Below are 18,202 nucleotides of genomic sequence, written 5' to 3' on the forward strand. Positions count from 1 at the left end.
CCTGCTGCGGCCGGTTGCCTCCGTTGCTCGTCTCGTACGAGCAGCGCTGAGGGGAGCCGGATGTTCCGACTTCAACGGCGCGTGGCCCCGGTGCTGGAACACCGGGGCCACTGTTCGGGCCGTTCCTGGTGAGAGGAACCAGACCCAATGAACCACATCGTGACTGTTCAGGACGCTGTTACCGCGTTCGCCGACTTCATGGAGCCGACGAACGCGGAGCTGGACGCGATCGAGCAGGAGATGCCCGTCATCCTGGCGGACGTCGACCTGCTCGACGCACAGATCATCACCCTGGACCGCACCCCGACGGAGCTGGACCACCAGCGCATCCGCCGGGCCCGCCGCCGGGCGCTCGCCGCACGCGTGGCACTGCTCAACCGCACGACCCGCAGCATGCCGGGCGGTGCCGCATGAGGACCGCCAAGCTGACCCGCGTACAGATCGGGGTGCTGGCCGCCGCGTTCGTGCCGATGCTCGCCACGGGCGTATTCGGCGGGATCGGTACCTACAGCAACATCGGCCACTCCTACGGCAAGGGCACCGCACTCGGAGCTCTCGCCGCCGGCGAGGGCGCCACGGCCGTCCTCGCCCTGGTCCTGCTCGGGCTGACCATGCTGGGCCAGTCCTCCCCGCGCATCGTCCGGGTCGGTCTGTGGGCCCTGCCGGCCGCCGCCGCCGTCATGGGCGCGATGGCCGCACCGGATGCGGGCCGGACCGTCATCTACGCCCTGACGCCGATGGGCATGTCTGTCTCGGCAGAGGGCATGGCGTTCCTGGCCCGCAGGATCGTCGTCCACACCGACGGCCGGGACGCGGAGAACGAGCGGCGCACGGCCGATCTGGTGCAGGCCCTCGCCTACCACCGGGCCCGCGCCACACAGCACCCGAGCGATCGGGTCAGGAAGTGGTCGGAGCGCAAGTCGTGGCGGCTGGCCCGCAGGGTCGGTGTCGGCGATGTGGCGCTCGGATCGAGGCTGCTGGACGTTCAGCGCGATCGAGTCACGGCCGGTGCGGACGCCGCACTCGCCGCCATGTTTGGCGCCACCACCCCGGCGCCCATGCTCAATCCTGCACCCACCGCAAATGCGGAGGAATCCACCGAGACCACAATGAAACGGTCTATGGCTGATCTGCGGGAATCGACCCCGAACCCGATCGTGACGCTCACTCGGCTGACCGTGCCGGAACCCGTAGCGGTTGACCTGGGCAAGTCGATTCCCCCGCTCAAGTCCACCCCTGCCATCACCGCCCCGATCGAGTCGGCGCGCCGTGTTGTGGGTGCCGAGTCGACCCGGCCGCGTCGGGCAACCGGTCGACTCCCCGAGGCAGCCCGATCGCCCCGACCCAAGCGCACCCCCGATCAGTTGCTCGCCGAGGCGCGCAAGGCCACGGCCGATTGGCCAGACGCCAAGGTGACCGCCGAGGGCATCCGCCGCGAGGTCCACACCTCACCGGCCAACGCCCGCAAGCTCCGTGACACCCTGCTCGCCGAACGGGCCGCCTAATGGCCGCGCTGCCGGTCTACCGGTGGCGGCTTGCCCCGGACGGCTACGCCACCCGCCGCCAACTCCGCGCCCTCGGACTACGCCCCGGCGGTCAGGCCGTGGCCGCGCAGCTCGAACGGCCCCGCCGACGGCGGGGCCCGTTGGTCGCCTACCTCTACCGCATCGACCAAGCCGTGCCGGTGCGTCCGATGACGGCGGCCCGGTGGGCGGCTCTCGCCAAGGCGAACGCCGCCCGCCGTCGCTGCCCCGCATGCCGGCGCGATGCCGGATACGTCATCCCCGCCTCGCTCGGCACCTGCACCCCGTGTGCCTATCCCGACCCCGACGGGTCCGAACGGAGTCACTGACATGGGCAACTCCGAGATCCGCCGTCTCGACCGCGAGATCGAGAAGACCAGGAAGAAGCTGGAGGCCGTGCGCAGGGGCGAGTGGTGGCCCCTGACCGCCCGCGAACGCCTCGCCATGAGCCGCGCGCTCGCCTCCGGTGCCCACAGCGTCTACCGCGACCGCAGCACGACCGGCGCGGAGAACCGCATGGACTCCCTCGGCTCGTCCGTGGAGATGCGCCTGACCGCCGAGCTGACGGCCCTGCACGGCGAGCGTCAGCGGCTGATCACCGAGGCCGCCCGCGCCAAAGCCGCACGCAAGTCGTCCCGCTGGTTCTGACCAGCGCTTCCGGTACCGGGGTGGCCGCTCTTTCCACGGACCCGGCCACCCCGGCTCTCTCCCTCACTCCCGCCCCGACAGGGGGCAGTCAGGAGACACCTCAGCATGTCCGAGAACGTCGTTCACCTCCACAAGAACACGGACCCGGCGCCCGTGACGACCCTGACCGTGGTCCCGGACGCGGCCCCGACACGGCCCGTGCCGTTGTGGGTCCGCTCCGGCCGCGCGGTGAAGACGGCCGTCACGCACGAGAGGACCAGGGCGGCCGCGCGAGCGGCGGCCCGGCACACGTCCTACACGTTCAACGGCGGGCGGATCGTGGCCCGTCGGGCGTGGGACGGCCGTACCGGCTCCCGGTACGAGCGGATGATCCGAGCGGCGGAAGCCGCGGGGAACCTCGAAGCGGCCGAGGAGTGGGAGGAGCGGTTGCAGCGCTTCCGTGCCGCCCGCCACCACCGCCGCATGGACCTCCTGCACTCCCCGGTGGAGGCCGCCAAGGGCGTCGCCGTCGGCGCCGGCATGAGCATCGGTGTGCTGGTCGGCCTCGGAGTCGTCCTGGCGATCAGCACCGGCCAGGTCGCCGACGTCATCACACCCCTGTCGGCAACGATCGAGTTCATCGCCCTGCTCATCCGCATCGTGCAGATCGTGTGGGGCCCGGCGCTCACGATCGGCCCGTTCCTCGCCCTGCTTGCCCTGTGGGCCGTCGGCCGCAAGCAACAGGCCGCACCCCAGTGGGCGCTCCCGGCGAACGTGCGATCGGGTGAGGGTGAGCCGATCACCCCGTCCATCGTGGTCAAGGCCCTGCGCGACCTGGGCATCCCCGCCCTGCGCAGTGCCATCAAGGAGATGGGCGATGCCGGCGCCTCCATGCTCGGCCCGATCACGATCGCCGGATGCGGCGTGGAAGTCGACGTCACCCTGCCCTCCGGGGTCTCCACCAACGAGGTGCAGAACAAGCGGCGCAAGCTCGCGGAGAACCTGACCCGGCACGAACACGAAGTGTTCATCACCATCCCGACCGCCGCCCGCACGGTCCGGCTGTGGATCGCCGACTCCGGAGCCCTGGACGAGCCGATCGGCCCGTCCCCGCTGGTCACCGACGACACACTGACCGCCAACTACAAGACCGGCAGGGCCCCATGGGGCCAGGACCTGCGCGGGGATGCCGCAGCCCTGTCCCTGTATCAGCGCCACCTCCTCATCACGGGTCTGTCGAATCAGGGCAAGACCGTGGCCCTGCGCTCCCTGGCGCTATGGCTGTCGCTGGATCGGTCGGTGCAGTTCCTCATGGGCGACCTCAAGGGCGTGGGCGACTGGGCCATGTTCGACGGCCTCGCCAGCACCCTCATCCAGGGCCCGACCGATGAGCACGTCATCCAGGTGACCGAGATGGTCGAAGGCGCCGTGGACGAGATGAACCGCCGCATCCAGGCCCCGCCCGGCACGGTGTTCCCGCCGCTCATCGTGCTCGTGGACGAAGCACAGGTCGCGTTCATGTGCCCGGCCAAAGACGAGGACAAGCGCCCCTACGGCGGGTCGAAGGCCAACTCCCGGTACTTCATGGCCGTCCGCAAGATCCACAACCAGGGGCGGGCGGTGAACGTGCTGATGTGGCAGGGCACGCAGGACCCGACCAACGAGAACCTTCCCAAGCTGGTCCGCGAGGGCGCCCACACCCGCGCCTCCCTCGCCTTGGGCACCGAATCGCAGGCCCGCATGGCCCTGGGAGACAAGGCGGTCGACGGCGGCGCCGCCCCCAACCTGCTGCGCCCCGGTCTGGACAAGGGAACCTTGGTCGTTGCCTCCGACGGCATCACCATCCCGGCCGGCCAGTCGTCCATCACCGTGCGCACGCACTACATCGATGACGACGCGGCCACCGCGATCACCGACCGGGCCAAGGCCCTGCGCGACGGCGTCACCACCCTGCACACCATCGAACGAGGCGAAGAGCGTGACCCGCTCGCGGACATCGCCTCCGTTGTCGGTACAGCGTCGCGAGTGCTCACCCAGGACGTCCTCAAGCGACTCGCCGCCCTGAACGCGGACGCGTACGGCAAGTGGTCGTTCATCGATCTCAAGCGCGTACTCGACGGCACCGGAGCTGAGCCGTACAAGTCCGACGGACGCATGGTCGTCGGCCGCGACCGGCTCGCCCGAGCCCTCGCCAACCGCGACGGCGAAGGTTCCGCTTCCGTCGACGGATGACAGGGATCCGACCCCGCCCGGGTCAGGGAGGCAGGGAGAACTCCCTGAACCCCTCCCTGCCCCGCCTCCCTGGCCCTGACCTGTGCAAATGATCAGTCAGGGAGTCAGGGAGGCACCCCAGGTCAGACCCCTGAAACCCCCTCTCAAGCGCACCCCCAAGGGGGTGCGTCTGCCTCCCTGAACCACTCCGCGAAGGGATTCCGCATGTACCCCGAGAACACCCCGCACGCCCCAGCACAGCGGGCCGTGGAGGTCCACCAGCCAACCCTGCTCCCGCCCGCCGCCGTGGCGCCGGCACCGGTCGTCCCGATGCAGCCGGGCGCCGTCCCGTCGGTGGCGAGCGTCGTCCTGCCGGACGGCCGCGTCGTCACCGGCTACGCCATGAGCCCGGTGCAGCCCGAACCCCTCGCCACCAAGCCCCCGGTTTCCCGAGCGGCCGTCAATGTCGCCCTCGGAGGCGTCGGGTTCCTCGCCGTGTGCGGCGGACTGCTGCTGCTCACCACGTTCATCACCGCGCTGACCGCTCTGGTGACTCAGCTCATCACCCTGGCCGCCGTGATCTTCGGGGGCTGGATCGCCGTCCAGGTGTTCACCGCGAGCGGCCACCAGGGCGGCACCACGGTGAACATCCGCAAGGCCACGTTCAAGCGCAACCACTTCCACGGCTAGCTACGCCAAGGGCGGCCCCCATCGTCTCGCCAAAGTCGCGGGGCCGCCCTTGTCCACCTGCCAACCACTTGACCTGTGGAGGTCTCCCAGGATGACTCAAGCCACCCTCCGGGGGCGAGCCCTGCCCGCTCCCGGCCTCATTCGCACCGTGCTCATGCTCGCCGCCCGGGGCATCCCGTCCCTGCCCCTGCGGGTGGGCAAGGTGCCGTTCGGCAACTGCCCCACCTGTGCCGGCAACGCGTGCGGCGGACGGCCGAACATGAAGACCCCTGGGCCGTGCCAGTGCCCCGGCGTCTGCCATGCATGGGCCGCCGCCACCACCGACCCGGCCGTCCTCACCTCCCCGGCCTGGACGGACGCATGGCGCCGGGCCGTCGCCGTCGCCTACCACCCCGGCGGCGCCGGACTGACCGTGGTGGACCTGGACGACGCAGACGCCATCGCATGGGCCCGTCAGACCCTGCCAGCCACACGGACCGTGCCGACGACGCGCGGTGAGCACTGGATCTACCGGGGCACGATGGCCTCGCACAATGCGGTCCGGTCCGGTGTCGACATCAAGTCGTCCATGTCCTACGCGCGCTACCTCGGCCCCGGCACCGGCCCCCTGGTCGACCTGCCCGACGCGGTGCGCGCGCTGGCCGTGAAACAGCCGCCCGCCGTCCGCCCGGCGCCGCGAGGCGTGTCAATGCCCACGCGGTCCGGTGAGCGGTGCCCGCACCGCACGCCCGTCTTCCTCGAACGCGGGATCGCCATGGCGGAGCAGCGCATCACCGCCGCTCGCAGCGCGGTCCACGCCACGGTTTACGGGGCGTTCCTCGCGGTGCTGTCCACACATGGGCGGTGCGGCTGCCTCACGGACGCCCACGTGGCCCGCCTGTTCACCGCCGCGCAGAGCAAGGGCGAATCGGCCCGGCATTGCACGGATGCCTGGAACAACGCCCGTACCACGTTGGGACTGTGACCAGTGGCTGACGACGACAAGAGCGCACGCCAAGTCATCACCGACTACGCCCAATCGCACTTCCGGTACTTCCGCACCGCCGACGGCACCGTCTACGCCCAGCGCAACGGCCACCCCGTGGCTCGCCCCATCCGCTCACAGGGCACCACCGGAAGCCACCGCCAGGAACTCATGGTCGGACTCTTCCGCGACGGCATCGGCGTCTTCAACGGCACCGCCATGAAGGAGGCACTCGACTTGATCGAAGCACTCGCCCTGACCGAAGACGTCCAACCCGTACACATCCGCGTCGCCCCCGGATACGACGGCGCCACCTGGCTCGACCTCGGCCGCGCCGACGGGCAATCCGTGCGCATCCACCCCACCGGCTGGGACATCCTCACCCCCGACCCCCGCGAGGTCTGCTGGCGCCGTACCCAGCTCACCGGGGAACTGCCCCTGCCGGCCAAAGACACCAACGGCAAAGGCATCGACCGGCTGATGCGACTGTGCAACTTCGCCACCGCCGAAACCGAATGCCTTGCCATCGCCTGGCTCATCGGCTGCCTCGGACCCGACGTGCCCGTCCCCGCCCCGTTCCTCACCGGCCCACAAGGCGCGGGCAAATCCACCGGCGGGCGGATGCTCGTCCGGATCATCGAGGGCATGACCGGCGACCTGCGCCGCGCCCCAAGGGATGAGGAGAACCTGATCACGGCGGTGGCGGCCGGATGGGTCACCGCCCTGGACAACCTCTCCCACATGACCCCGGAACTCTCCGACGCGATGTGCTGCATCGTCACCGGCGCTGAGAACGTCAAGCGCGCCCTGTTCACCGACGGGGACGTCTTCCGCGTCGGCTACCGCCGCCCGCTGCTGCTGACCGGCATCGACGTCGGCGTCATTCGACCCGACCTGGCGGAGCGGTTGTTGCCTCTGCGGCTGGAACGTCCCCGCGTCCGGCGCACTGAGGCGGAGCTGTGGTCCGACTTCGCGGAGGCGCTGCCGGTCATCCTCGGCTCGCTGCTGGACCTCACCGTGCAGGTGCGGGCGGCGCAGGCGGACATTCCGACCGACCTGCGCATGGCCGACTTCGCGCACCTGTGCGCGCAGCTCGACGCGGCCACCGGTCTGGGGGCGCTGGCCGCCTACCGGGCTAGCCTGGATGACCTCAATGACGACGTCATCGAGGGCGACTTGCTGGCGCAGACGGTGCTCAAGCACGCCGCCGGCATCGAGCCGGGCACCGAGCAGCGAATGACGTCTGCTGAGTGGCTGCACACCCTCACGGGCCTCTACACGGGCGAGGACTTCCGTCCACTGCCTAAAGGGTGGCCGACCACGGGCAAGGTGCTCTCCGACCGTCTCAAGCGCCTTCAGCCCACCCTCGCCGCCCGGGGCGTCCTCATCGACTGGGGCCGGACCAAAACGTCCCGCTACATCGAGATCACGCGGGCGTCTGCCGCACCGCCCCCGCACGAGCAGGAACCGGCTTTCTGACCGCAGGCGCCACAACCGCCCGGACAAGCAAGAGGAGCACCCGGCGCCGCGTGCTCTTCTTGCTGTTCGGCGGCGGCGCCGCCCTGCGATGGTCGTGCCGCGCAGCGGCTCCTTCTTCGCTCTCTGAGCCGCCACCTAACAGACAGCACCCTCTTTCTGTCCTAAGTAAGAAGGCGCTGCGTCACCTGCGTCACCCGCGCCCCGAAAACGGCCGGTGACCTGCCGGAAGACGGGTGACGCAGACGGCCGATTCCTGCGTCACCCCGCGTCACCCGCGTCACCGCGATGACGGATGCCCGCGTCACCGGTGACACACCCCCGCCGTGCTGCGTCACCGAGAAACCGCAGGTCAGAGCGGCGAATGACGCAGGTGACGCGGGTGACGCAGAAATCCGCACCTCGGACACACTCCCCCCCAGATCAGACCAAGCGAGGAGTAGCAACGATGGCTCGCCCCAAGATGCTCAAGCTCCCCGAAGTCCTCGAAGAGATCGAGATGAGCCGCGCAGCGTTCTACCGCCTGCGCGCTCGCGGCTTGGCCCCGAAGCTCATCAAGCTCCCCAACGGGCAGATCCGCTGCCGCCGCAGCGATCTGGACGCGTGGTGGGCCGAACACGAAGTCGCTGCCTGATCTTTGACCACACCGACGTGACCTCGCCATAGCGGGGTCACGTCCCCACGAGGGAGCACGATGCACAGCTACGACGTGCGCATTTGGAGCATCCGCAAGCGCCCGAGCAAGGTCGCTCCGTTCCAGCTTCGCTGGCGAGTGGCCGGCGATGAGTATCAGGAGAAGTTCCCCACCAAGACCCTTGCGGACGCCCGCCGCGCTGAATTGCTGACTGCGACCCGCAAGGGCGAGCCGTTCGACACGGAGACCGGTCTCCCCGTATCGGAGGTACGGGAGCGGAACCGTACGAGCTGGTACGCCCACGCCCGTGCGCACGCTGCACGGAAGTGGCCGACGGCGGCGGCAAAGCACCGAGCAAGCATCGCCGAGAGCCTGACCGTCGCCACGATGGCTCTGTGCCCGGCGGGCAAGGGGCGCCCGGCGGACGACGTTTTGCGCCGCGCGCTCTATCAGTGGGCTTTCAACGCCGGACGACACGGCCAGGAACCCCCGGAAGCCGAAGCCAAGGCGCTGGCGTGGGTTGAACGCAATGCACCTGCCGTGGTCGACCTGGACAACGCTAAGCGCGTCCGTGCGGTGCTGGAACATCTAGCCAAGCGCCAAGACGGCAAGCCGGCCGCCGCGAACACGTTCCGGCGCCGCCGCGCGGTGCTGAGCAACTGCTTGCGCTTGGCCGTGGAACACGAGCTGCTGCCTGGCAACCCCCTGCACCGCGTGCACTGGGAGACGCCCAAGGCAGTCGAGGAACTGGACGTGCGCAGCGTCGCCACGCCTTCTCAGGCACGGGCCCTGCTCGATGCGGTCCGCGCTCAGGGCCCTCGCGGCGCCCACCTGGTCGCGTTCTTCGCGTGCATCTACTACGCCGCCATGCGGCCTGAGGAAGTCTCCATGCTCAGCGCCGACCAGTGCGACCTCCCCACCGAGGGATGGGGTCGACTCCTGCTCGCCGGCGCCCGTCCGCAAGTGGGTTCCGCATGGACGGACGACGGAAAGCCGTACGAGGAACGTCAGTTGAAGCACCGAGCTCGCCGAGCGGTCCGGCCGGTGCCCATCCCGCCGGTATTGGTCGCCATTCTGCGCGCCCACCTGGACGCGTTCGGCACCACGTCCGAAGGCCGGCTGTTCAGCGCCGTACGGGGCGGTCCGGTTCGGTCGCAGGAGTACGGCGCGGTATGGAAGGAGGCCCGAAGAAAGGCGCTCACGACCGCGCAGGTGGCCTCACCGCTAGCCGCGATCCCGTACGACCTGCGGCACGCGTGCGTGTCGTTCTGGCTGCGTTCCGGCGTAAGCCTCGCTGAGACAGCCCGGCGCGCAGGACAGAGCGTCGCCGTACTCCAGCGCTACTACGCCAAGGTGCTGGATGGCGAGGAAGCCAAGATGAACGCCCTGATCGAACAAGGGTTGGCCGAGCACGACGACGGGGCCACCGGGCCCTGATTCCTGGCCGCAGGTTGGCCACACGCACTGGTCAGAGGTGGGAAACCGGCGAGCCAGGGTGAGACAAGGTCACGCAGAAGGGGTGCAGCTCCTTGGAGCTGCACCCCTTCTGACCTGCTAGGTCTCTGACCTGCTGCGGTGGGTGTGGGATTTGAACCCACGGTGACGTCGCCGCCACGACGGTTTTCAAGACCGTTCCCTTAGGCCGCTCGGGCAACCCACCAGTGCTCCGGCCCGCCGGGGGCGGAGCGGGTACAGCGTACCGTGGGGCCCGGGCGGCGGGTCAGCTGTCGCCGGTGCGGGCGCCGAGGGTGAGGTCGACCGTGCGGGTGCGGCCGTCCCGTTCGTAGGTGATCGTCACCTTGTCGCCGGGCTTGTGGGTCCAGATCTCGCCGATCAGGGTGGGGCCGGAGTCGATCACCGTGCCGTCGAGCTTGGTGATGACGTCGCCGGGCTTGAGGCCTGCCTTGGCGGCTGGGCCGCCCGGCTCGACCGCGTCCGAGCCGCCGGCGCCCTGGTCGGTGATCTTGGCGCCGTCGCTGGTGTCCTCCAGGGAGACGGAGGCGCCGATCTTGGCGTACACCGGCTTGCCCGTCTTGATCAGCTGCTGGGCGACGTACTTGGCCTGGTTGATCGGGATCGCGAAGCCGAGGCCGATGGAGCCGGACTGGGCGGTGCCGCCCATGCCGTTGGCGGTGGACTGGATCGCCGAGTTGATGCCGATGACGTTGCCCTGCGCGTCCAGCAGCGGGCCGCCGGAGTTACCGGGGTTGATCGACGCGTCGGTCTGCAGCGCGCTCATGTACGAGGCGTTGCTGCCGGTGCCGTCGCTGGACGCCACCGGGCGGTTCTTGGCGCTGATGATGCCGGTGGTGACCGTGTCCGACAGGCCGAAGGGCGCGCCGATGGCGATCGTCGAGTCGCCGACGGCCACCTTGTCGGAGTCGCCCAGGGTGAGCGGCTTGAGGTCGGACGGGGCGCTCTTCAGCTTGATCACCGCGACGTCGTAGCCCTGCGCGTGCCCGACGACCTCGGCGTCGTACTTCTTGCCGCTCGGGAAGGTCGCCGTGAGCTTGCCGCCGTCCACGGCGTCGGCCACGACGTGGTTGTTGGTGACGATGTGGCCCTCGGTGTCGAAGACGAACCCGGTGCCGGTGCCGCCCTCGCCGCTGCTGCTCTCCGCCTGGATCGTGACGGTGCTCGGCAGCGCCTTGGCGGCCACGCCCGCGACGGTGCCCGGGTCGCGCTTGACCGAGCCGCCGCTGTCGGGGGCGGAGACGGTCGTGGAGGAGGTGTTGTCGTCGTTCTTGGCCAGGGTGTAGCCGAGGCCGCCGCCCAGGCCGCCCGCGACCAGCGCGGCGATGAGGACCGCGGCGAGCATTCCGCCACGGCCGGAACGGGGCGCCGGCTGCTGGTAGGTGCTGCCCCAGCCACCGGCGCCCATGCCACCGCCCGCGCCCATGCCACCGCCCGCGCCCATGCCACCGCCGGCGCCCTCGCCGTACGGGGACGTGCCCGAGGGCGGCGGGGGCGGCCAGGAGGCGTCCGGCGCTGAGCCCGAAGAGGTGGTGTGGAAGCCGTCGCCACCGCCGTGCGCCCGGGCGTCGGCGGCGTACGGGTTACCGGCCGGCACCGGCGGGAGCGGTGCCGTCGCGCTCTCGGGAGCGGGGTGCTCCTGGGAGGCGGGAGCAGCGGGAGCGTCCACCGGTACGGGGGGTGCGGACGGGGCCGGGGGTACCGCGGCGCCCTCGTTCTCGGTGCTCACAGCTTCTCTCCTCGATCCACGGCTGGTGTCTTCGGTCGCACGCGGGCACGCCCGTTCACGCTCGATCCTCGGCGGTCGGTGCGCTCAGCTTGCACGCCTATTTGTATGCGGTCAGCTTTTCCCAACGGCCGTCAGAGCACCATAAGCGGTGCCTGTGGGTCCGCGGCCACTCTTTATATAGGCCATTTCTCACCAAACGGGCGCAATCCCAGCCTTCGTGCGACCACCGCGGTCGCACGTGTACCCCCGCACGGTGGCACCATGACGCGGTGACCCACGCACGGCAGCACCAGATCCAGGTCGTCGCCCACCGCGGAGCCTCCGAGGACGCCCCCGAACACACCCTGGCCGCGTACCGGAAGGCGATCGAGGACGGCGCCGACGCCCTCGAGTGCGACGTCCGCCTCACCGCCGACGGGCATCTCGTCTGCGTCCACGACCGCCGCGTCAACCGCACCTCCAACGGCCGCGGCGCGGTCTCCGCGCTGGAGCTCGCCGAGCTGGCCGCCCTGGACTTCGGCTCCCGCAGGAACCGCGACTCCTGGAAGAACCGAGCGGAGGAGCCGGACTGGGAGGTCCGCCCCGAGGACCCGGAGGACACCTCCGTCCTCACCCTGGAGCGGCTGCTGGAGCTCGTCGCCGACGCGGGACGCCGGGTGGAGCTGGCGATCGAGACCAAGCACCCCACCCGCTGGGCGGGCCAGGTCGAGGAGCGCCTGCTGCACCTGCTGAAACGGTTCGGACTGGACGCCCCGGCCGCCCCCGCCGAGTCGCCGGTACGGATCATGAGCTTCTCGGCGCGCTCCCTGCACCGCGTGCGCGCGGCGTCGCCGACCCTGCCGACCGTCTACCTGATGCAGTTCGTCTCGCCCCGGCTGCGGGACGGGCGGCTGCCCGCGGGCGTGCACATCGCCGGCCCCTCGATCCGCATCCTGCGCAGCCACCCCGCGTACGTACAGCGCCTGAAGGCGGCCGGCCACCAGGTGCACGTGTGGACCGTGAACGAGCCCGAGGACGTGGATCTCTGCGTCCGGCTCGGTGTCGACGGCATCATCACCAACCGCCCGCGCGCGGTGCTGGACCAGCTCGGACGCTGAAGCCCCCGGCGGGTGCGCCGCGATCCCCGTACGACCTCTTGACCCGGTGGTCCCGGGGGCCTCATCCTCCACTCTCAGCCACACCGTCGGATTTCAGCCATCCCGGTGACAGGGAGTGCTCCGGCGCGTTCGCTGCGTGTTCGGTCGTTGCGAATGCGTCACCGGACCTTGTTTGGCCGGTTTCCGGTCCAGGCCAAGAGGGCATCCACTCCGTGGCGTGGGGCGAAGGAGGTCTCGGGGGTGGCGTTGGTGGTGGCACAGGAGGTGCCCACGTCGTCGAGCATGGCCGTACCCCATGGTCCTGCGGGCGTGGGGAAGGCGAGGCACCGCATGCGGGCGCAGCTGCGCAGCGGCGGGGTCCCGGAATCGGTCATCGACGACGCCGTACTGATTCTGTCCGAGCTCTTGAGCAACGCCTGCAAACACGGCCGGCCGCTCGGCGACTCCCTGGCGGGGGACGGCGACGTCCGCGCGGCCTGGCGGGTGGACGGCGGCGGCAGGCTCACCGTGGAGGTGACGGACGGCGGCGGACCCACCCGCCCCGCTCCGGCGACGCCCTCGGTCACCGCGCACGGCGGCCGCGGGCTCAACATCATCAGCGCCCTGTCCGACGACTGGGGCGTGCGGGACGACGTGCTGGGCGAGGTCACGGTCTGGGTGGTCGTCCACGGCGACGTCCGCGCGGCGCACGCCGGGCACCGGCGCGACGACTTCGCTACGCGCGTCACCGCGCCGGCGGTCAGCGCCATCCCCGGCCTGGACTTCACGGACGCCTTCGACGACCTGGACTGACGGACCGTCGGCCACGGCCTCCGGACGACGGGCGCGCCCGCTTCTCCGGACCCCCGCTCCACCGGCACGCACGCCTCCCCGCTCCACTGGCACGCGCGCCTCTCGGACCGCCGCTCCACCGGCACACCCGCCCCCGGACCGCCGCTCGACCGGACCCCCGCTCCACCGGCACGCGCGCCTCCCCGGACCCCCGCTCCACCGCCACGCCCACCTCCCCCCACCACCGCTTCCCCCCGGCACACGCGCGTCCTCCGTCCACAGGCTCCCGTCGACCCTGGCGGAAACGGCTAGGCTCGCGCCCGTACCAGACGCGCCGTAACCGGGAGACACCCACGATGGCCAAGAAGCGACCCCAGACCAAGGCCAAGCGCCCGCAGATCGCCGACGGAGAGGTCCCGGTCGTCGGCGCACGCGAGCCCTGCCCCTGCGGAAGCGGCCGCCGCTACAAGGCCTGTCACGGCCGGGCAGCCGCGCAGGCGGTGACCGAGCTGGTGCAGCGCCCGTTCGAGGGGCTGCCGGGCGAGTGCGACTGGGTCGCGCTGCGCGAGCTGGTGCCCGCCGCCACGGCCGAGCTGACCCTGAAGGGCGGCCTCCCCGAGGGTGTCCCGTCCGTCACCCTGGCCACCGTGCTCCCGATGGCCTGGCCCGCGCTGCGCCGGGACGACGGCTCGGTCCTCCTCGGCCTGCAGAACGACACGGCGTCCGGCGACATCAGCCGCGACCTCGCCGACACCCTCCAGCAGGCCCTCGCCGCCCAGCCGGGCACGCCGGTCCAGGGCCGCCGCGCCCCGGCCGACGGCCCGCGGCTGCAGGACCTCCTCGACCCCGAAGGCGCGTTCGAGCCAGTTGTGCACCCGGGCTTCGAGTTCTGGGTCCCCGACGCGGAGAACGCGACCGCCGAGGTGACCGCCTCCCTGGAGCGCGCCAACGCCGCGGCCATCCCGACCGTGAAGCTGACCGGCGTGGACTCGGCCTACTGGTGCGAGACCCCGGAGAAGAACCACCTGCGCTGGGTCATGCCGCACCCCGAGGAGCAGCTTCTGGACGCGCTCGCGCGGCTGCACGCGGCGGGCACGTCGAGCCTCGGCGAGGGCACCCGCCTGGTGGGCTCCTTCCGTGCTCACGGCCTGACCGTGCCCGTCTGGGACCTGCCGAGCGGTGTCGGCGCGGAGGACGTGGAGAAGCCGGCGGCCGAGTTCGCCGAGCGGCTGGCCGCCGCCCTGGCGACCGACGCCCCGCTGACGCCGGACGAGCGCCGTGCGCGCGGCGGGCTGACCAACCGGCAGGTCACCCTCAGCTGACGAGAGGGGGGCGGGCGGCCCCGGCTGAACGGCGGTTCAGCGGGACGCGCCCGCCCGCACGGGGTGAATCCGATCACAACTCCCCTGCGGGGCAAGGGAATCCGTGACTGGAAAGCCCGGATCGAATTTGCGAACCGCCGACTTCTTGTTACCGTTCGAGTAGCCCGGTTGCTGGTGCATCCCCCGTCGCCAGCAACCGGGTCTTTCCATGTGCGCGGCCCTTTACGGAACGCCGCCGCCTGTCAACCGCCCGTGGTCGACCCCGCCGACGCGGGCGCGGAGTTGCTGGCGGAACGCAGCAACAGCGCCCGGCGTCCGGCCCGTTCGGCGAACTCGGTGACCGCCGTGTAGCCGTCGGCTCCCGCGCGGGTGCGCTGCCGGGGCGTCTCACAGGTCCCCGGGTCGTCCCCGGCGCCCACCGCGCAGCGCATCCGGACCGTGCGCCCCTCCGGCCCCATCAGGCTCAGCACGGAGTCCAGGGCGCCGCCCGTGGCGTTGCGGTAGTAGGTGCGCGCCCAGGTCTCCTCGCCCTGCGTGAGGACACAGGTCTGCGCCTCGACGCCCTCGGGCGAGGTGAGTTCGGGCCCGCAGCGCACGGCCGTCGCGATGCCGAGCCCGAGCAGGCCGGACGGCGCGACGGACGGCGCCTTCGCGTCGGCGCGGGGGGACGGGTGCGCGGCGCCGTCGCGCGAGGAGCGCGCCGGGGCGTCCTTCGCGGGGGCGTCGGCCGTGGACCGGCCGGCCTCGACGACCTGGCCGGCGGCCGCCCAGGCCAGTGGCAGGGCGATCGCGGCCGCCGCGACGGACGCGAGGGCGATCAGACGGACTCTTCGCTGGTGGGGCCCGCGCCGATGTGACGACGGTGCCCTTTTTCCCCTGGAATGACGCGGCATAGGGCGGAATCTAACGATCCGGGGCCCGAGCGCGGTCCGCGCGCGCCGGACAGCCCTACAACTCGGGCGCGCTCACACCCGTACGAGTGAGCGCCTCGACCACCGCGTCGACCACGGCCTCCACGTCCGGCACCCATGGCGAGGCGGAGCCGGGCAGCGGGGCGCGCTGCCAGCTGATCGGCCCCAGCCCCGTTTCGGAGGGCGGCAGGGCGAGGTAGCCGCCCTCGCCGTGGAAGCGCAGCGAGCCGGGGACGAAGTCCTTGGCGTACAGCAGCTCGCCGAGCTGTTCCATCGAGTAGGGCTTCACCAGGATCGACCAGCGGGCCGGCGAGGCGACGACCGGGCCGAGGCGCATGCCCATCCGGTCGAGCGCGGCCAGGGCGTGGGCGGCCGGCAGGGCGGGCAGGCTGACCGCGCAGGGCGCCGTGCCGCCCGTGGCGAGGATGATCGGGGCCGTCGGCCTGTTGGCCCACCACCAGCGCACCATGCGCTCGTCGGTGGTGGCCGCGAGGAGGCCGGGGTCGAAGGGATGGGCTCCGGGCACCGTGCACTCGGGGTCGGGACAGCCGCAGCGGCCCCGCCCCTGCGGGGGTGCCGTCACGCCCGGCAGCACGGGCCATCGCCATTGTGTCGCGAAGGTCAGGGCCGCGCTGATCAGCTCAGACTTCCCGTCACCACGCAGGAGCCTGCGTCGCCTTCCGAGGATCTCGCGCATGAGCGCTCGTTCCTTTCCGTTGCACCGCTGGCAACACCGAGGATCACATCACACCATGTGTCGATCACTTCACTCTGCGTACCTGTTGGCGCATCACACCCCTGCTCCGGGCAAGGGACACCCCTATGGGCCGAACGTGGACTGCGTCCGTGGCGGCCTCGTCCATACTGCGTCTACCAGAAGCATGGGCATGGCGTGGGGTGGCGAAGTCTGGCGTTTTGCGTCGCGCGTATTTCTCTTCGCCTCCGCCACGGGAGGATGGGGCACGATCGTCGGTGGCTAGGACGCTCGGCTCCGTCACCAGGTTCCGGGTGGCCGTCAACCACCCCTGGTCTTCACCGAGTACGTACCCATCACGACCGCTGTGACGCTCCGTGGAGCGAAACCAGTCGACCGCAATACCCCGTTCCCTGAGGCAGTTTCAAGCCAACTTTGCCTGGACGCAAGAGGTGTACGCGGAATGCGCACGCATCCCACGGACACCAGGAATCCCCGCAGGACAATGCTGGACATCCCCTCACGAGTGCGTGTACATGTGGAGACACTGCTGGCGGCGCAGAATGACATGGGGGTTTGCGATGCTTTTGAGCAGTACGCACCGGTCGGAAAGCCGGACGCCATGAACGCCCCTCACCCTTCGAAAGTGGCCGGAATCGATTCAACGGTTCCCTCACCCGCACACACTGTCGCGCCCACGCCCGCAGCCCCGGACGCCCCGGCGGTCGCCTCACCGCACGCGCCGGGCGCCCTGCTCCAGGACCGCCTCGCCGGCTGGGTGTCGGACCTGACGACCCTGCACGAACTCACCGAGCGCCTGGTCCGCACCGACTCGCTCGACGAAGCCCTCCAGGAACTGCTGCGCGCCGGGTCCGCCCTCGTGGGCGCCCGGCGCGGTCTCGTCGTCCTGGAACCGGGCGACGGACAGGGACCCGACACCACCATCGGCCTGGGCCTCGCCCGCGCCGACCTCGGGCACATCGAGACCGTGCCGCGCAGCGCGATGTCGTACGGGCGGATCCTCGACGGACTGCCCGGCGGCGACGGCGAGATCACCGAGCCCGACCTGCTCGCCGAGGACGGACTGGACCCGCGTCACCGCGAGGTCGCCGCCCGCCTCGGCTACGCCGCCAGCTACGCCCTGCCGCTGTCCACCGAGGGCGCCGGACGCCTCGGCGCCGCCGTCTGGCTGTACGACGAGCCCGCCGAACCGGCCGAGCGCCAGCGCCACCTCGTCGGCCTCTACACCCGGTCCGCGGCCGCGCACCTGGCCCGGCTCGTCGAGGTCGAGCGCACCCGCGCGGCCATGCGGACCATGACCGAGGAGCTGCTGCCCGCCCGGCTGCCCCGCACGGCCGGTGTACAGCTCGCCGTGCGCCACGGCACCGGGCCGCGCGGCGGCGGCGACTGGTACGACGCGCTGCCGCTGCCGGACGCCGCGCTGGGCCTCGCGGTCGGCTCGGTGACCGGGTCCGGGCCGAGCGCGGTGGCCGCGATGGGCCGGCTCCGGGCCAGCCTGCGGGCGTACGCCGTGATGGAGGGCGAGGACCCGGTGGCGGTCCTGTCCGACCTGGAGCTGCTGCTGCGGCTCACCGAGCCGGCCCGCTCCGCGACCGCGCTGTTCGCCTACTGCGAGCCCGCCCTCCGCAAGATCACGCTGGCCGGTGCCGGCCACAGCCCGCCGCTGCTGATCGGGGAGCGGCGCACCGAGTTCGTGGAGACGTCCGTGTCCGCGCCGCTCGGGATGCTGGCCTGCTGGGAGGCGCCCAGCGTGGAGCTGACCGTGGAGGCCGGGGAGACCGTCCTGCTCTACACCGACGGGCTGCTGCACCGCACCGGCGACCCGACCGACCGGGCCTTCGCGCGGCTGCACTCGGCCGCCGCCGGGGTGCCCCGGGCGCTGCGGCAGGACCCGGAGGCGGTCGCCGACCACGTGCTGCGGGCCGTGCTGCCCGAGGGCCTCGACGGCACCGACAGCGACGAGGACGTCGTCCTGCTGGCCGCTCGCTTCGCGTGACGCCTCGCGGGCCCTCGGTGACCGTCCCATAACAGCCGCGTGGCCTGCGCCATAGCAGCGGCG

General features: G+C 71.4%; 17 protein-coding genes and 1 tRNA gene. 14 read left to right on the forward strand and 4 right to left on the reverse strand.

Annotated features, from left to right (window positions below; all coding sequences use genetic code 11):
* The first annotated feature begins 147 nt into the window (after positions 1–147).
* The 10 genes from F8R89_RS17530 to F8R89_RS17575 all read left to right on the forward strand — a co-directional run bounded on the left by F8R89_RS17530 (position 148) and on the right by F8R89_RS17575 (position 9,562).
* Positions 148–414, forward strand: a complete 267-nt coding sequence (locus tag F8R89_RS17530) for a DUF6284 family protein (RefSeq protein ID WP_151784858.1) — start codon at positions 148–150, stop codon at positions 412–414.
* Complete coding sequence (locus F8R89_RS17535) at positions 411–1,505, forward strand: conjugal transfer protein (RefSeq protein ID WP_151784859.1); 1,095 nt, start codon at positions 411–413, stop codon at positions 1,503–1,505. The genes F8R89_RS17530 and F8R89_RS17535 overlap by 4 nt, the downstream gene beginning before the upstream one ends.
* A complete protein-coding gene (locus F8R89_RS17540) occupies positions 1,505–1,852 on the forward strand; it encodes an RRQRL motif-containing zinc-binding protein (protein WP_151784860.1) in 348 nt (115 codons plus the stop codon). The genes F8R89_RS17535 and F8R89_RS17540 overlap by 1 nt, the downstream gene beginning before the upstream one ends.
* Position 1,853: 1 nt before the next feature.
* Positions 1,854–2,171 (forward strand): hypothetical protein, encoded by a 318-nt coding sequence (locus F8R89_RS17545; protein WP_151784861.1) that lies wholly within the window; start codon positions 1,854–1,856, stop codon positions 2,169–2,171.
* A 105-nt stretch (positions 2,172–2,276) separates the two neighbouring features.
* On the forward strand, positions 2,277–4,382 hold the full coding sequence (locus F8R89_RS17550) for an ATP-binding protein (RefSeq protein WP_151784862.1): 2,106 nt from the start codon (positions 2,277–2,279) through the stop codon (positions 4,380–4,382).
* 204 nt (positions 4,383–4,586) lie between these two features.
* Complete coding sequence (locus F8R89_RS17555; RefSeq protein ID WP_151784863.1) at positions 4,587–5,051, forward strand: hypothetical protein; 465 nt, start codon at positions 4,587–4,589, stop codon at positions 5,049–5,051.
* Positions 5,052–5,142: 91 nt separating this feature from the next.
* Positions 5,143–6,015 carry a DNA primase gene (locus F8R89_RS17560; protein WP_151784864.1) on the forward strand — a complete coding sequence of 291 codons (873 nt, stop codon included), beginning with the start codon at positions 5,143–5,145 and terminating at the stop codon, positions 6,013–6,015.
* A 3-nt stretch (positions 6,016–6,018) separates the two neighbouring features.
* Positions 6,019–7,494 (forward strand): ATP-binding protein, encoded by a 1,476-nt coding sequence (locus tag F8R89_RS17565; protein ID WP_151784865.1) that lies wholly within the window; start codon positions 6,019–6,021, stop codon positions 7,492–7,494.
* Positions 7,495–7,939: 445 nt separating this feature from the next.
* Positions 7,940–8,125, forward strand: coding sequence for a helix-turn-helix transcriptional regulator (locus tag F8R89_RS17570; RefSeq protein WP_151784866.1), 186 nt, complete (start codon positions 7,940–7,942; stop codon positions 8,123–8,125).
* Positions 8,126–8,185: 60 nt separating this feature from the next.
* Complete coding sequence (locus F8R89_RS17575) at positions 8,186–9,562, forward strand: tyrosine-type recombinase/integrase (RefSeq protein ID WP_151784867.1); 1,377 nt, start codon at positions 8,186–8,188, stop codon at positions 9,560–9,562.
* Between the two features lie 136 nt (positions 9,563–9,698).
* On the opposite strand, the gene F8R89_RS17580 is transcribed toward F8R89_RS17575, so the two are convergent.
* A tRNA-Ser gene (locus tag F8R89_RS17580) sits at positions 9,699–9,785 on the reverse strand.
* 60 nt (positions 9,786–9,845) lie between these two features.
* Positions 9,846–11,327 (reverse strand): S1C family serine protease, encoded by a 1,482-nt coding sequence (locus F8R89_RS17585; RefSeq protein ID WP_151784868.1) that lies wholly within the window; start codon positions 11,325–11,327, stop codon positions 9,846–9,848.
* Between the two features lie 269 nt (positions 11,328–11,596).
* On the opposite strand from F8R89_RS17585, the gene F8R89_RS17595 reads away from it, so the two are divergent.
* The 3 genes from F8R89_RS17595 (at position 11,597) to F8R89_RS17605 (ending at position 14,517) form a co-directional block, all read left to right on the forward strand.
* Positions 11,597–12,424 carry a glycerophosphodiester phosphodiesterase gene (locus tag F8R89_RS17595; protein ID WP_151784869.1) on the forward strand — a complete coding sequence of 276 codons (828 nt, stop codon included), beginning with the start codon at positions 11,597–11,599 and terminating at the stop codon, positions 12,422–12,424.
* Between the two features lie 153 nt (positions 12,425–12,577).
* Entirely contained in the window at positions 12,578–13,216 is a 639-nt protein-coding gene (locus F8R89_RS17600; protein WP_151784870.1) for an ATP-binding protein, read from the forward strand.
* Between the two features lie 335 nt (positions 13,217–13,551).
* Positions 13,552–14,517: a DUF5926 family protein gene (locus F8R89_RS17605; protein ID WP_151784871.1), complete on the forward strand. Its 966-nt coding sequence runs from the start codon at positions 13,552–13,554 to the stop codon at positions 14,515–14,517.
* A 242-nt stretch (positions 14,518–14,759) separates the two neighbouring features.
* On the opposite strand, the gene F8R89_RS17610 is transcribed toward F8R89_RS17605, so the two are convergent.
* Positions 14,760–15,410, reverse strand: coding sequence for a hypothetical protein (locus F8R89_RS17610; RefSeq protein ID WP_225994420.1), 651 nt, complete (start codon positions 15,408–15,410; stop codon positions 14,760–14,762).
* A 55-nt stretch (positions 15,411–15,465) separates the two neighbouring features.
* Positions 15,466–16,125, reverse strand: a complete 660-nt coding sequence (locus F8R89_RS17615) for a bifunctional DNA primase/polymerase (protein WP_151784872.1) — start codon at positions 16,123–16,125, stop codon at positions 15,466–15,468.
* 502 nt (positions 16,126–16,627) lie between these two features.
* Here F8R89_RS17615 and F8R89_RS17620 point away from each other — a divergent pair.
* Positions 16,628–18,139, forward strand: coding sequence for a PP2C family protein-serine/threonine phosphatase (locus F8R89_RS17620; protein ID WP_192806374.1), 1,512 nt, complete (start codon positions 16,628–16,630; stop codon positions 18,137–18,139).
* Positions 18,140–18,202 lie beyond the last annotated feature (63 nt).

Source organism: Streptomyces sp. SS1-1 (assembly GCF_008973465.1).
Classification (GTDB): Bacteria; Actinomycetota; Actinomycetes; order Streptomycetales; family Streptomycetaceae; genus Streptomyces.